Here is a 14,074-nt window from a genome sequence, read left to right as displayed (position 1 = left end):
TACATCGCCGCCTTCCTCGCCGAACGTGGCCTCAACTGAAGCCCCGTTCCCCTGTAGGAGCTGCCGCAGGCTGCGATCTTTTGATCTTGCTTTTTAAAATCAAAAGATCGCAGCCTGCGGCAGCTCCTACACAGTCCCCGAGTCGCCTCCTTTTTTGTAGGCACTGCCGAGTGAAACGAGGCTGCGATCTCTTGATTTTTGTGGATCGCCAGCGCAGGCCGACTGGCGGTGCTTGTCAGTAAAATCCCACAGGAGTACAAATGTACTCCATGACCAATCTCACTCCCCGCCGTACCGCCATCCTGACCTTTATCCGCGAACGCATCGCCGAACACGGTCAGCCCCCAAGCCTCGCTGAAATCAGCGAGGCTTTTGGTTTTGCCTCGCGCAGCGTGGCGCGCAAGCACGTGCTGGCGCTCACCGAAGCCGGGTTTATCGAGGTCAATCCGCACCAGGCCCGGGGCATTCGCCTGCTCGGGCAACCCGCGCGGCCGGAGCTACTGGACATTCCGGTGCTCGGCCGAGTGGCTGCCGGTGCGCCGATCGGTGCCGATGCCGACATCCATAACCGCTTGATGCTCGACCCGGTGCTGTTCTCCCGTGCGCCCGACTACATGCTCCGGGTGCAGGGCGATTCGATGATCGAGGACGGCATTCTCGACGGCGATCTGGTGGGGGTGAAGCGCAATCCCGAGGCGCTCAACGGCCAGATCGTGGTGGCGCGCCTCGACGGTGAAGTGACAATCAAACGCTTCGAGCGCGTAGGCGATGAGGTTCGGCTGCTGCCGCGCAACCCGGCGTACCAGCCGATTGTCGTGCGCGACGATCAGGACCTGGCCATCGAAGGGGTGTTCTGCGGTCTGGTGAGGCAAGGCTGATGGGCGCCGTCGTTGCACTCGATACGCTGTTCAATGGCGGCCAGGTCTGGAAGGGCCGGCCTGCGCCGCCGGCGGCCAGCCCGCAACCCACCGGGCATGCAGCCCTCGATGCGGCATTGCCCAGCGGCGGCTGGCCGGAAGCGGCGCTGAGTGAAATCCTCCTGGCCGGCCCCGGGGTTGGCGAACTGCAACTGGTGTGGCCGACGCTCGCGCGGTTGTCGGCAGCGGGCGAGCGCATCGTGCTGGTGGCGCCACCGTTCGTGCCGTACCCGCAGGCGTGGGCGAACGCCGGGGTCGATCTGCGCCAGTTGTCGGTGATTCAGGCCAGCGAACGCGATGCCTTGTGGGCGGCGGAACAATGCCTGCGTTCGGGCAGTTGCGGCGCGGTGCTGTGCTGGCCGCACAAGGCCGATGATCGTGCGTTGCGGCGCTTGCAGGTGGCGGCGGAAACCGGCCAGACCCTGGCGTTTGCCTGGCGTGCGCTGAGCGAGGCGGTCAACCCGTCGCCGGCGGCGTTGCGCATTGCCATCGATGCCAGACCGGCCCAGTTGCGCGTGCTCAAATGCCGGGGCGGACTGGCGCGCACGGCACCGATTGCGTTTGCCGTGGGGCACTGAGGTCGTCATGCGCTGGGTGTGTATTCTGTTCCCGCAATTGGCCCTCGACGCGGTGTTGCGTCAGCGTGCCGATCCCGATGAACCGTTGGTACTGCTCAGCGGCCCGGCCCAGCGCCGGGTGCTGCAAGCGGTGAATGCAGCGGCGCGCCAGCTCGGGCTGCGTGCCGGCCAGTCGATGACCGCCGCACAAGCCTTGTGCAAAGGCTTTGCCACGGCCGATTACGACCTGGCCGAGGTCGAACACTGGCAGCAATTTCTCGCCGCGTGGGCCTATCGGTTCAGCGCCCAGGTCAGCGTGCATTATCCGCGTACCGTGGTGTTCGAGATCGAGTCGAGCCTGGGCCTGTTCGGCTCCTGGGCGCAGTTCGAAGCGCGGCTGCGCAAGGAGCTGACCGAGCTGGGTTTCCGTCATCGCATCGTCGCCGCACCGAATCCGGTGGCGGCGCGGGTGCTGGCCAACGCCTACGACGGTCTCGTCGTACCGGACGGCGAAGCTCTGCAACATCACCTCGGGCAGTTGCCCCTCGACCGTGTCGGGCTGGAGCCGCAAGTCGCCACGGCGCTGACGCGCATGGGCCTGCGCCACCTGAACCAGCTGCAAAGCCTGCCACGTCAGGCCCTGGCCCGGCGTTTCGAAGCGTCGATGCTCAAACACCTCGACACCTTGTTTGGCGCGCGTCCGCTGGCCTTGGCGTTCTATCTGCCGCCGGATCGTTTCGATGTGCGCATTGAACTCAATTTCGACGTGCAGTCGCATCAGGCGCTGCTGTTCCCGTTACGCCGCTTGACCGCTGACCTGTCGGCGTTCCTCTGCGGACGTGACAGCGGCGTGCAGCGTTTCGACCTGCATCTGGAGCACGCCGGGCTGCCGGACACGCTGATCAAGGTCGGCCTGCTCAGCGCCGAGCGCGATCCGGCGATGCTCTTCGAACTGGCCCGCGGGCGACTGGAGCAAGTCCAGGTCGAGGCCCCGGTGCGCGGTTTTCGTCTGCGTGCCGAAGACCTGCCGAGTTTTGTGCCGCAGTTTCAGGAACTGTTCGATGACCGTCCGCAACAGACCTTGCCCTGGGAGCAGTTGCGCGAACGCCTGCGCGCACGGCTCGGCGATGACGCGGTGCAGGGTCTGCGCTTTCAGGCCGACCACCGCCCCGAATGTGCGTGGCAGAACGCTGTCGACAAACAGCGTTGCAGCGGTTTGCCGAGCGTGCAGCGTCCGGGCTGGTTGCTCGGCGAACCGCAAAGCGTGCCCGAAGGTTCGGCGCGAATTCTCATGGGTCCGGAGCGCATCGAATCCGGCTGGTGGGACGGGGACGATGTGCGCCGCGATTACTACCTGATCCAGAACCGCGCCGGTCAGCAGGGCTGGGCCTATCGGGCGGTGGGTGAGGGCGGTCCGTTGTGGCTGCAGGGCTGGTTTGCATGAGCGATGGTTATGCCGAACTGCATTGCCTGTCGAACTTCAGTTTCCAGCGCGGTGCCTCCAGCGCCCTTGAACTGTTCCAGCGGGCAAAAAAACACGGTTATCAGGCGCTGGCGATCACTGACGAATGCACGCTGGCCGGGATCGTCCGCGCCTGGCAAGCGGCGAAATCAGTGGAGCTGCCGCTGGTCATCGGCAGTGAAGTCCGTATCGATAACGGCCCGAAACTGATACTGCTGGTGGAGAATCTGGCGGGCTATCAAACCTTGTGCGGCTTGATTACCCAGGCTCGGCGGCGCACGCAGAAGGGCCAGTACCAGGTGTTGCGCGAGGATTTCAGCGAGGCGCTGCCGGGATTGTTCATCGTGTGGGTGCCGGACAGCGTCGATGACGTGCATGAGGGGCGCTGGCTGAAACAGACTTTCGGCGAGCGCCTGTATCTGGCGGTGCAGTTGCATCGCGGTCAGGACGATCAGCGCCGGCTGGCGGCGCTGCTGAGTCTGGCCGAGCAGCTGCAGATTGCCGCCGTGGCCAGCGGTGATGTGCACATGCACGCCCGTGGCCGGCGCGCTTTGCAGGACACCATGACTGCGATCCGCCATCACGTCCCGGTGGCCGAGGCCGGGTTGCGCCTGCACCCCAACGGCGAGCGCCATCTGCGCAGCCTCGACGTGTTGCGCGAGCTGTATCCGCAAGCGTTGCTCGACGCCTCGGTGCAACTGGCGCGGCGCTGCACCTTCGATCTTGGCGAGTTGCGCTATGAGTACCCGAAAGAGCTGGTGCCGCAGGGGCATACCGGCAGCTCCTGGTTGCGCCAACTGACTGAAGAAGGCATTGCCTGGCGCTGGCCAAAAGGGCCGCAGGCCAAAGTGCTCAAGCAAATCGACGATGAACTGAAACTGATCGCCGAACTCGGCTACGAAAGCTACTTCCTCACCGTGCACGACGTGGTGCGCTTTGCCCGCGAGCAAAGGATTCTCTGTCAGGGCCGCGGCTCGGCGGCCAACTCGGCGGTGTGTTTTGCCTTGGGCATCACCGAGATCGACCCGGATCGCACCACACTGCTGTTCGAACGCTTCATGTCCAAGGAGCGCAACGAACCGCCGGACATTGATGTGGATTTCGAGCACGAACGCCGCGAAGAAGTCCTGCAATACGTGTTTCGCCGATATGGTCGCCAGCGGGCAGCGCTGACGGCAGTGGTCAGCACTTACCACGCCGCCGGTGCGGTGCGTGACGTGGCCAAGGCTTTGGGCTTGCCGCCGGATCAGATCAATGCGCTGGCCGATTGCTGCGGTCACTGGAGCGATGAAACACCGCCGCTGGCGCGGTTGCTCGAAGGCGGCTTCGACCCCGACAGCCCGGTGCTGCGTCGGGTGCTGAGCCTGACCGGGCAACTGATCGGCTTCCCCCGACACCTGTCGCAGCACCCCGGCGGTTTCGTGATTTCCGAACAGCCGCTGGACACGCTGGTGCCGGTGGAAAACGCGGCCATGGCCGAGCGCACGATCATTCAGTGGGACAAGGACGACCTCGACGCGGTCGGGCTGCTCAAGGTCGATATCCTCGCCCTCGGCATGCTCAGTGCGATCCGTCGCTGCTTCGACTTGCTGCGTCGGCATCGGCATCTGGACCTGAGCCTGGCGACGATTCCTGCTGAAGACAAACCGACCTACGAGATGATCAGCCGCGCCGACACCATCGGCGTGTTCCAGATCGAATCGCGGGCGCAGATGTCGATGCTGCCGCGCCTGAAGCCGGCGAAGTTCTACGACCTGGTGATTGAGGTCGCCATCGTCCGCCCGGGGCCGATTCAGGGCGGGATGGTTCATCCGTACCTGCGTCGCCGCAACAAGGAAGAGCCGGAAACCTATCCCTCGCCGGAGCTGGAAGTGGTGCTCAAGCGCACCCTCGGCGTGCCGCTGTTTCAGGAACAGGTGATGCAGATCGCCATCGTCGCCGCCGACTACAGCCCCGGTGAGGCCGATCAGTTACGTCGCTCGATGGCCGCGTGGAAACGCCACGGCGGGCTGGAGCCGCACAAGGAGCGTCTGGCTGCCGGGATGAAGAAAAACGGCTACACCCCGGAATTCGCCGCGCAGATCTTCGAGCAGATCAAGGGGTTTGGCAGTTACGGGTTTCCCGAATCCCACGCTGCCAGTTTCGCCTTGCTGACCTACGCCAGTTGCTGGCTCAAGTGCCACGAACCGGCGGCGTTCGCCTGTGCGCTGATCAATAGCTGGCCGATGGGTTTCTACAGCCCGGATCAGATCCTTCAGGACGCGCGCCGCCATCAATTGCAGATCCGTCCGGTGGACGTGCGTGCCAGCGACTGGGATTGCAGCCTGGAACCGATCAGCGGCGCGCAACCGGCGATCCGCATGGGCCTGCGGATGATCAAGGGCTTTCGCGAGGACGATGCGCGGCGCATTGAGGCGGCGCGGGCGCGGGGAGCGTTTGCCGATGTCGCCGACCTGGGCGAACGGGCCGCGCTCGACAGTCGGGCCCAGGCGTTGCTCGCGGATGCCGGGGCGTTGCGCGGGATGGCCGGGCATCGGCATCGCGCGCGCTGGGAAGTGGCCGGGGTGCAGAAACAGCTGGGACTGTTTGCCGGCTTGCCGAGCCAGGAAGAGCCCGATGTGCTGCTGCCCAAACCGAGTGTCGGCGAGGACTTGCAGGCCGATTACGCGACGCTTGGCACCACCCTGGGGCCGCATCCGTTGGCGTTGCTGCGTGGCGAACTCAAGGCCCGGCGTTGCCGTAGTTCACAGGAGTTGCTGGACGTGGAACACGGTCGGCCAGTGAGCATCGCCGGGCTGGTCACCGGGCGTCAGCGACCGGGCACTGCCAGCGGCGTAACCTTCGTCACCCTCGAAGACGAGTTCGGCAACGTCAACGTGGTGGTCTGGCGCGATCTGGCCGAGCGTCAGCGTCAGGTGCTGGTCGGCTCGCAACTGCTCAAGGTTGACGGCCGCTGGGAGCGTGAGGGCGAAGTGCGGCACCTGATCGCCGGGCGGCTGAGCGATCTGAGTCCGCTGCTCGATGGCATCCGCGTACAAAGCCGCGACTTCCACTAACACCGATCCCCCTGTAGGAGCTGCCGCAGGCTGCGATCTTTTGATCTTGATTTTAAAAAGCCAAGTCAAAAGATCGCAGCCTGCGGCAGCTCCTACACGGGGTATTTGTGTCGTTCAGATCAGCCAATTCATTGGCGTCAAAAAAATCTGTCGCGAATGATGGCACTTTGTCATAATGCCGCCCCTTTTCCTGCTCCCCACCGCTTTGCCGTGCCGGGACACACCGTTTTTTCAGAAGGAATGCACAGTGAGAATGATCTCCCGGATGTTGGTCTCAGGCGTTGCGATTGCCGTGCTCGGCACTATCGCCGGCTCCCTTGCCGGCTGCGCCACCGAAAGCTCCCGCGCACTGCCGGTGGCCAAGGTCGAGAGCGCCACGCAAGTCTGGACCGGCGTTCGCGTACCGATGGCGGTGGGCAAGTTCGATAACCGCTCCAGCTACATGCGCGGGATCTTCTCCGACGGCGTCGATCGTCTCGGCGGCCAGGCCAAGACCATCCTGATCACGCACTTGCAGCAGACCAACCGTTTCTCGGTACTGGACCGCGACAACATGGGCGAGATCCAGCAGGAAGCCGCGATCAAGGGCCAGGCCCAGCGCCTCAAGGGCGCCGATTACGTGGTCACCGGTGACGTCACCGAGTTCGGCCGCAAGGAAACCGGCGACCACCAACTGTTCGGTATTCTCGGCCGTGGCAAGACCCAGGTCGCCTACGCCAAGGTCAACCTGAACATCGTCAACATCAGCACCTCCGAAGTGGTGTATTCGACGCAGGGCGCCGGCGAGTACGCTTTGTCTAACCGCGAAATCATCGGTTTTGGCGGCACCGCCGCGTACGACTCCACCCTCAACGGCAAAGTCCTCGATCTGGCCATGCGCGAGGCGATCAATCGTCTGGTCGATGGCATGAACGCCGGTGCCTGGAAACCGGCTAACTGATCGTTATTTATTGCAAGGAGCAACACCCCATGAATCTGACTTTGTCGCGGTCGCTGCTGGCCCTGACGCTGGCCGCCAGCGCCTTGCTGGCCGGTTGCAGCAGCCCGAAAACCCTGTACCAGTGGGAAGACTATCAACCGCAGGTCTACGAATACTTCAAAGGCGAAGAGCCGAAAGAAGCCCAGGCCGAAGTGCTGGAGCGCGATCTGCAAAAGATCCGTTCCACCGGCAAGGCTGTGCCGCCGGGCTACCACGCGCATCTTGGGCTGCTGTACCTGAGCATGGGCAAGGACGATCAGATGGTGCAGCAGTTCCGCACCGAAAAAGCGCTGTTCCCCGAGTCCGGCCCATACATGGATTTTCTGCTTAAAAACGCCAAGACCGGAGACGCCAAATGATCTCGCGCAGCCTGAAACTGCTGGCCGCCGGTTTGGCCCTGACCGTACTCGGTGGCTGTGTTGCGCCGAAAACCGTCGACTATTCGGCGTACAAGCAGGCACGGCCGAAGACCATTCTGGTGCTGCCGCCGCTGAACACCTCGCCGGACGTGAAAGCCTCGTACAGCCTGTTGTCGCAAGTGACGTTTCCACTGGCTGAAGCCGGTTACTACGTACTGCCGATCGCGCTGGTGGACGAAACCTTCCGCCAGAACGGTCTGACTACGCCGGATGATATCCATCAGGCTCCGGCGAACAAACTGAAGGAAATCTTCGGCGCCGACGCTGCGTTGTACATCACCGTGACCGAGTACGGTACGCGTTACATGGTCATCAGCAGCGAAACCGCGGTGACCGCCACCGCCAAACTGGTGGACCTGAAGTCCGGCACCACGCTGTGGACCGGTTCGGCGCGGGCGTCGAGCGAAGAGGGCGGCAACAACAGCGGTGGCGGTCTGGTCGGCATGCTGATTACCGCCGCAGTGAAACAGGTGATCAACAGTTCGACCGACGCCGGGTATCCGATTGCCGGTGTGGCGAGCAATCGTCTGTTGTCGGCCGGTCAGCACGCCGGTCTGTTGTACGGTCCGCGTTCGCCCAAGTACGGTACCGACTGAAGATCAAAAGATCGCAGCCTGCGGCAGCTCCTACAGGGAAACGCATCCCAAATGCAGGAGCTGCCGCAGGCTGCGATCTTTTTGCATCATGACGGCCTCCCGCTCACTTGACCCCCCCTGACTTGCGATTCATCCCCTGCATCTCGCCACCAAAGGCGATATCCTGCGCCACACTTATCGAAGCAAACAGCGCAAAACTCTGGAACACCGTGTTTGCCTGAGGCTAAAGGAGTGTTCGAATGACCGAGAAGAAACTGGAAACCACGGTCGACCGCGTCTACCAAGGGGTTTACCAGGCGATCAGCAAGCGTTCGCTGCGTCCGGGGATGAAGTTGGGTGAAGCGTCGCTGGCCGAACTGTTCAATGTCAGCCGTACGTCGGTGCGCGCTGCGCTCAAGCAACTGGAGGCTGATGGCCTGGTCACCACCGAGCCCAATAAGGGTGCGTCGGTGTCTTTGCCCAGCGATGAAGAGATCCGCTCGCTGTTCGAAACCCGGCGGCTGATCGAGATCGGCATCGTCACCGAGCTGTGCCGCCGCAAGGACACCGCGGCGATGCAAGACCTGCGCAAACATCTGTTGCTGGAAGATGAAGCCCACGCCGCCGGCGATCATGAACGACTGATCCATCTGCTCGGCGAGTTCCATATCAAACTGGCGCGCAGCCTCAATAATCCGGTGCTGCTGGACTGGTTCCAGAAGCTGATTTCCCGCGCCTCGCTGTACGTTGCCGCACTGGATGACGACAGCCACGAAGCCTGCCGCGACAACGAACATCTGCGCCTGATCGAATACATCGAGGCAGGCGACCAGAACGCCGCCATCGAGCTGACCTGCCTGCACCTCAATGGCGTCGAAAAGGCGATTCTCGACGTCGCTGCGAAGATGAAAACTGGCTACCATCCGCTCAAACACCTGATCGGGGTCTGAACCCGGGGCGCCGCGAGAAATCGGCTATACCTTCAATGAAACCAATGCGACCGACGGCGCTCGAAACACAGGGGCGCTGCGTTCGTTCAGCGTTGCGATATATCGGGCAAACACCACAGGACACCGAGTCAATCGATGCAGTTTTTATCCGATAGCCACGGTTGTGACGGCTGGAAAGGCGAGATGGCCGAACGCATTTGCGCGTTCGACTGGCGCCACACCGAACTCGGCCCGCTCGACACCTGGCCTGCCAGCCTGTGCAGCACCGTGCAATTGATGCTGGCTTCGCCCTTGCCGATGGTCATGCTCTGGGGCCACGCCGGGTACATGATCTACAACGACGCGTACTCGCAGTTTGCCGGTGGTCGCCACCCGTATCTGCTGGGTGCACCCGTGGAACTGGGGTGGCCGGAAGTCGCCGAGTTCAACCGGCACGTGGTCGACACCTGTCTGGCGGGCGGCACTTTGTCCTACCGCAACAAGGAACTGGTGCTGTTACGCGATGGCGTGCCTGAAGATGTCTGGATGGATCTGTATTACAGCCCGGTGGCCAACGATGATGGCGTGCCTTCCGGGGTGATGGCGATGGTGGTCGAGACCACCGAGCTAGTGCGCTCCGAACAGCTGCGTCAGGCCGCTGAAGACGCCTATCGCGCCGATAACGAACGGGTGCGTCTGGCACTGAATGCCGGGGCGTTGCTCGGCTCGTTTGTCTGGGATGTGAAGAACAATGTGTTGTCGGCGGACGAGCGTTTCGCTCGCACGTTTTCGTATCCGCCAGAGCAGGATCTGAGCAACCTGCCGCAATCCTTGACTGAGTCGCGGATTCACCCGGATGACCTGGCGTGGGTGCAGGACCGGGTCAATCATTCGCTGCACACCGGCGAGCCGTACAACGCCGAGTACCGCGTGTTACGGGCCGACGGCAGCTATCTGTGGGTGCTTGCCAGTGGCGCATGCGAGTTTGACGAGCAAGGCACGCCGCTCCGTTTCCCCGGGGTGTTGATCGACATCCATGAACGCAAGATCGCCGAAGAATCCCTGCTCAAATTCACGCGCAACCTGGAGCAGCGGGTGGCCAGTGAAGTGGATGCCCGGCTGGCGGCGGAAGAGCAATTGCGCCAGTCGCAAAAACTTGAAGCCATCGGCGGACTCACCGGCGGCGTGGCCCACGATTTCAACAACCTGCTACAAGTGATTGCCGGCAACCTGCATTTGCTGGCACGGCATGAGCCGGACAATGCCAACGTGCAACGCCGGGTCACCGCCTCGCTGGCAGCGGTGGAACGCGGTGCGAAACTGTCGTCGCAATTGCTCGCTTTTGCCCGGCGCCAACCGTTGTCGCCGGCGGTGTGCGATCCGCGGCAGATCTTCGACGGCGTCGGCGAATTGCTCCAGCGTGCGCTGGGCGAAACCATTCAGATCGACGTGCAATTGCCGCAGGAACCGTGGCACATCAACGTCGACCGCAATCAGCTGGAAAACGCCATTCTCAATCTGGCGATCAACGCCCGGGACGCGATGAAAGGCGAGGGCACGATTGTCCTCAGCGCCATCAATACGCGGCTGGACAGCACTTTTTGCGCAGGCAAAGGCATCGTCGCCGGCGATTTTGTAAGGGTGATGGTCAGCGACAGCGGCGTCGGCATTGCGCCTCAAATGCTTGAGCAGGTATTCGAGCCGTTCTTCACCACCAAGGCTGACGGCCAGGGCACCGGGCTCGGTTTGAGCATGGTGTTCGGTTTCGTCAAACAAAGTGGTGGCCATGTCGAGATCGACAGCACCGTGGGCGAAGGCACGCGGGTGCAACTGTACTTTCCGCGCAGCCTGCGTCCGGTCCTTGATGAGACACCGAGTATCGACAAGCAACAGGGCGGCGGCCACGAGACCATCCTGGTGGTCGAAGACAACGACGCGGTGCGCGCCTCGGCCGTGGAATTGCTGCGCGAAGAGGGTTATCGAGTGTTGACCGCCGGCAATGGCGACGTGGCGATGCAAAGGCTGCTGGAAGGTATCGAAGTGGATCTGATTTTTACCGACGTAGTGATGCCGGGGCTGATCAAAAGCTCCGATCTGGCGGCATGGGCCAAGGTGCAGGTACCGCCGGTGGCGGTGCTGTTCACCTCTGGCCACACCCGCGACATCATTTCGCGCAACCACCAGTTGAGTCCGGACACGCACTTGCTGAGCAAACCGTATGGCCCGGAGTCACTGTTGCAGATGATTCGATCGGTGCTCAGTGCCTGATTCTCTGTGGCGAGGGAGCTTGCTCCCGCTCGGCTGCGCAGCAGTCGTAAACCCGGGAACCGCGGTTTACCTGCCGGGTTGATTTGTCTGGATTGCGGCCGCTTCGCAGCCCAGCGGGAGCAAGCTCCCTTGCCACAGGTGTTGTGTTCGACTCACATTTTCCGATCAAGGCCCGCCAATGACTTCCAAGCGTAATTCCAAAGCACCTACCGGCATGGTCCGGGTGCGTGGCGCCCGTGAGCACAACCTGAAGAACGTCGACGTCGACATCCCCCGCGATGCGCTGGTGGTGTTTACTGGCGTTTCCGGTTCGGGCAAGTCGTCACTGGCCTTTTCGACCTTGTACGCCGAAGCCCAACGGCGCTATTTCGAATCGGTGGCGCCGTACGCGCGGCGCCTGATCGATCAAGTCGGAGTGCCGGATGTCGATTCCATCGAAGGCTTGCCGCCCGCCGTGGCTTTGCAACAACAGCGCGGTACGCCGAGTACGCGGTCGTCGGTGGGCAGCGTGACCACGTTGTCCAGCCTGATCCGCATGCTGTATTCCCGCGCCGGCAGTTATCCGTCGGGGCAACCGATGCTCTATGCCGAGGATTTTTCACCGAACACGCCGCAGGGCGCCTGTCCTGAGTGCCACGGCCTTGGCCGGGTCTACGAAGTGACCGAGGCGCTGATGGTGCCCGATCCGAACCTGACCATCCGCCAGCGCGCGGTGGCGTCCTGGCCACTGGCGTGGCAAGGGCAGAACCTGCGCGACATTCTTGTGACCATGGGCATCGACGTCGACATTCCGTGGAAGAGGCTGCCGAAAAAACAGCGCGACTGGATTCTGTTCACCGAAGAAACGCCCACCGTGCCGGTGTACGCCGGGCTGACCCCGGAGGAAACCCGGGTCGCGCTCAAACGCAAGATGGAACCGAGTTATCAGGGCACCTTCACCGGCGCCCGCCGTTACATCCTGCACACCTTCACCCACTCGCAAAGTGCGCTGATGAAGAAGCGCGTTGCGCAATTCATGCTCGGCAGCCCGTGCCCGTTGTGTGACGGCAAGCGCCTCAAGCGTGAAGCGTTGTCGGTGACCTTTGCCGGTTACGACATTGGCGAGTTGTCGCAGATGCCATTGCTGCAAGTCGCCGAAGTATTGAAGCCCGTGGCTGCGGCGACGTACCTGGAACCGGCCGAGGAAAGCGGTGAAACCCTCAGCCATGCGCAAACCCGCGAGGCGCGTCAGCAACGCGTCGCCCACGGTGCCAGCGGCCACGCCAGCGCGCCGGACGTACGCCACACGCCGAACCTGTCGCTGGAAAAGCGTCTGGCGGCGCAACGCATTGCCGAGGACTTGCTGGAACGGGTGAGCACCCTGACCGATCTGGGCCTTGGTTACCTGGCGCTGGAGCGCAGCACGCCGACCTTGTCGTCCGGCGAGCTGCAGCGCCTGCGCCTGGCGACGCAATTGGGCTCACAACTGTTCGGCGTGATCTACGTGCTCGACGAGCCGTCCGCCGGCCTGCACCCAGCCGATGGCGAGGCGCTGTTCGAAGCCTTGCAGCGCTTGAAGGCTGACGGCAATACGCTGTTTGTGGTCGAGCACGATCTGGAAACCATGCGCCGCGCCGACTGGCTGATCGATGTTGGCCCGGCAGCGGGCGAGAAGGGCGGGCAGGTGTTGTACAGCGGCCCGCCAGCAGGCTTGGCCGAGATCGACGAATCGCAGACCCGCGCCTATCTGTTTGCCGAGAGCCAGCAGCCGATCCGTACGGCGCGCAAGCCGAGCGGCTGGCTGAAACTCGATGGCATCAGCCGCAATAACCTGCACAACCTCAGCGCTGAATTTCCGCTGGGCTGTTTCACCTCGGTCACCGGGGTTTCCGGTTCGGGCAAGTCGAGCCTGGTCAGTCAGGCGTTGCTCGAACTGGTCGGTGCGCAACTCGGGCGGCCGGTGATTGACGAGGCGCCGGAAGAGCTCAGTCTCGAAGACGACGCGCCGCAGGCCAGCAGCGGTCAGGTGACTTCAGGGCTGGAGTCGATCAAACGACTGGTGCAGGTCGATCAGAAGCCGATTGGCCGCACGCCGCGTTCGAATCTGGCGACCTACACCGGGCTGTTCGACAACGTCCGCAAACTGTTCGCCGCCACCCCCGAGGCGCGGGCGGCGGGGTACGACGCCGGGCAGTTCTCCTTCAACGTCGCCAAGGGCCGTTGCCCGACCTGCGAGGGTGAGGGGTTTGTCAGCGTTGAGTTGCTGTTCATGCCGAGCGTGTATGCACCGTGTCCGACCTGTCATGGCGCGCGCTACAACCCACAGACGTTGATGATTCAGTGGCAAGGCCTGAGCATTGCGCAGGTGCTGCAACTGACCGTGGATGAGGCGGTCGAGGTGTTCGGCGAACAACCGACAATTCGCCGTTCGCTGGAGGTGCTGCGAGACATCGGCCTCGGTTATCTGCGGCTCGGGCAGCCGGCCACCGAGCTGTCCGGTGGCGAGGCGCAGCGGATCAAACTGGCAACCGAACTGCAGCGCAATCAGCGCGGCGCGACCTTGTATGTGCTGGATGAACCGACCACCGGTTTGCATCCGCGGGATGTCGATCGGCTGCTGGAACAACTGGACAATCTGGTGACGGCAGGGCACACGGTCATCGTGGTCGAGCATGAAATGCGCGTGGTAGCGCAGAGTGACTGGGTGATCGACATCGGCCCGGGGGCCGGGGATCAGGGCGGCCGGATTGTCGTGGCCGGCACACCGCAGAAAGTCGCAGCGAGCAAGAAGAGCCGGACCGCGCCGTTTCTGGCCCGGGCCTTGAGCCGATAGCCCGGGTGTTCCGACTGACCCCATCGCCAGCAGGCTGGCTCACACCAGTTCTGCGGTGTGCACAAGGCTGGTGATCAACAAAAACCTTGTGGGAGCTGGC

At 63.0% G+C, this 14,074-nt stretch carries 10 protein-coding genes and 1 pseudogene; 10 read left to right on the top strand and 1 reads right to left on the bottom strand.

The window, feature by feature from the left end; all coding sequences use genetic code 11:
- Positions 1-260 precede the first annotated feature (260 nt).
- The 7 genes from lexA (at position 261) to OC71_RS23070 (ending at position 7,986) form a co-directional block, all read left to right on the top strand.
- On the top strand, positions 261-878 hold the full coding sequence (gene lexA / locus OC71_RS23100) for a transcriptional repressor LexA (RefSeq protein WP_041073773.1): 618 nt from the start codon (positions 261-263) through the stop codon (positions 876-878).
- Positions 878-1,495: a translesion DNA synthesis-associated protein ImuA gene (gene imuA, locus OC71_RS23095; RefSeq protein WP_041073771.1), complete on the top strand. Its 618-nt coding sequence runs from the start codon at positions 878-880 to the stop codon at positions 1,493-1,495. The genes lexA and imuA overlap by 1 nt, the downstream gene beginning before the upstream one ends.
- Positions 1,496-1,502: 7 nt before the next feature.
- Positions 1,503-2,918 carry a DNA polymerase Y family protein gene (locus OC71_RS23090; RefSeq protein WP_041073768.1) on the top strand — a complete coding sequence of 472 codons (1,416 nt, stop codon included), beginning with the start codon at positions 1,503-1,505 and terminating at the stop codon, positions 2,916-2,918.
- A complete protein-coding gene (locus OC71_RS23085; RefSeq protein WP_041073767.1) occupies positions 2,915-5,992 on the top strand; it encodes an error-prone DNA polymerase in 3,078 nt (1,025 codons plus the stop codon). The genes OC71_RS23090 and OC71_RS23085 overlap by 4 nt, the downstream gene beginning before the upstream one ends.
- Before the next feature lie 253 nt (positions 5,993-6,245).
- Positions 6,246-6,932 carry a CsgG/HfaB family protein gene (locus OC71_RS23080; protein ID WP_161794917.1) on the top strand — a complete coding sequence of 229 codons (687 nt, stop codon included), beginning with the start codon at positions 6,246-6,248 and terminating at the stop codon, positions 6,930-6,932.
- Positions 6,933-6,961: 29 nt separating this feature from the next.
- Entirely contained in the window at positions 6,962-7,330 is a 369-nt protein-coding gene (locus tag OC71_RS23075; protein WP_003225593.1) for a DUF4810 domain-containing protein, read from the top strand.
- Positions 7,327-7,986: a DUF799 domain-containing protein gene (locus tag OC71_RS23070; RefSeq protein ID WP_041073763.1), complete on the top strand. Its 660-nt coding sequence runs from the start codon at positions 7,327-7,329 to the stop codon at positions 7,984-7,986. The genes OC71_RS23075 and OC71_RS23070 overlap by 4 nt, the downstream gene beginning before the upstream one ends.
- Positions 7,987-8,107: 121 nt before the next feature.
- On the opposite strand, the pseudogene OC71_RS28835 reads toward OC71_RS23070, so the two are convergent.
- Positions 8,108-8,206: pseudogene (locus OC71_RS28835) on the bottom strand (hypothetical protein); the annotation flags it as partial.
- Positions 8,207-8,225: 19 nt separating this feature from the next.
- On the opposite strand from OC71_RS28835, the gene OC71_RS23065 reads away from it, so the two are divergent.
- From OC71_RS23065 to OC71_RS23055, 3 genes are all read left to right on the top strand, one after another.
- Positions 8,226-8,915, top strand: coding sequence for a GntR family transcriptional regulator (locus OC71_RS23065; RefSeq protein ID WP_041073761.1), 690 nt, complete (start codon positions 8,226-8,228; stop codon positions 8,913-8,915).
- 135 nt (positions 8,916-9,050) lie between these two features.
- On the top strand, positions 9,051-11,162 hold the full coding sequence (locus OC71_RS23060) for a PAS domain-containing sensor histidine kinase (protein WP_041073759.1): 2,112 nt from the start codon (positions 9,051-9,053) through the stop codon (positions 11,160-11,162).
- Between the two features lie 178 nt (positions 11,163-11,340).
- A complete protein-coding gene (locus OC71_RS23055) occupies positions 11,341-13,974 on the top strand; it encodes an excinuclease ABC subunit UvrA (protein WP_041073757.1) in 2,634 nt (877 codons plus the stop codon).
- Positions 13,975-14,074: the final 100 nt, after the last annotated feature.

Origin of the sequence: Pseudomonas sp. W15Feb9B (genome assembly GCF_000828175.1) — a bacterium.
GTDB lineage: Bacteria > Pseudomonadota > Gammaproteobacteria > Pseudomonadales > Pseudomonadaceae > Aquipseudomonas > Aquipseudomonas parakoreensis.
The sequence above is the reverse complement of the archived record's forward strand: the minus strand, read 5'-3'. Positions and strand labels throughout refer to the sequence as shown.

Excerpts from the sequence above, each read along its gene's own strand:
- imuA (WP_041073771.1), top strand. The coding sequence starts at position 878 with ATGGGCGCCGTCGTTGCACTCGATACGCTGTTCAATGGCGGCCAGGTC.
- OC71_RS23080 (WP_161794917.1), top strand. The coding sequence starts at position 6,246 with ATGATCTCCCGGATGTTGGTCTCAGGCGTTGCGATTGCCGTGCTCGGC.
- OC71_RS23060 (WP_041073759.1), top strand. The coding sequence starts at position 9,051 with ATGCAGTTTTTATCCGATAGCCACGGTTGTGACGGCTGGAAAGGCGAG.
- lexA (WP_041073773.1), top strand. The coding sequence starts at position 261 with ATGTACTCCATGACCAATCTCACTCCCCGCCGTACCGCCATCCTGACC.
- OC71_RS23085 (WP_041073767.1), top strand. The coding sequence starts at position 2,915 with ATGAGCGATGGTTATGCCGAACTGCATTGCCTGTCGAACTTCAGTTTC.
- OC71_RS23090 (WP_041073768.1), top strand. The coding sequence starts at position 1,503 with ATGCGCTGGGTGTGTATTCTGTTCCCGCAATTGGCCCTCGACGCGGTG.
- OC71_RS23070 (WP_041073763.1), top strand. The coding sequence starts at position 7,327 with ATGATCTCGCGCAGCCTGAAACTGCTGGCCGCCGGTTTGGCCCTGACC.
- OC71_RS23065 (WP_041073761.1), top strand. The coding sequence starts at position 8,226 with ATGACCGAGAAGAAACTGGAAACCACGGTCGACCGCGTCTACCAAGGG.
- OC71_RS23055 (WP_041073757.1), top strand. The coding sequence starts at position 11,341 with ATGACTTCCAAGCGTAATTCCAAAGCACCTACCGGCATGGTCCGGGTG.
- OC71_RS23075 (WP_003225593.1), top strand. The coding sequence starts at position 6,962 with ATGAATCTGACTTTGTCGCGGTCGCTGCTGGCCCTGACGCTGGCCGCC.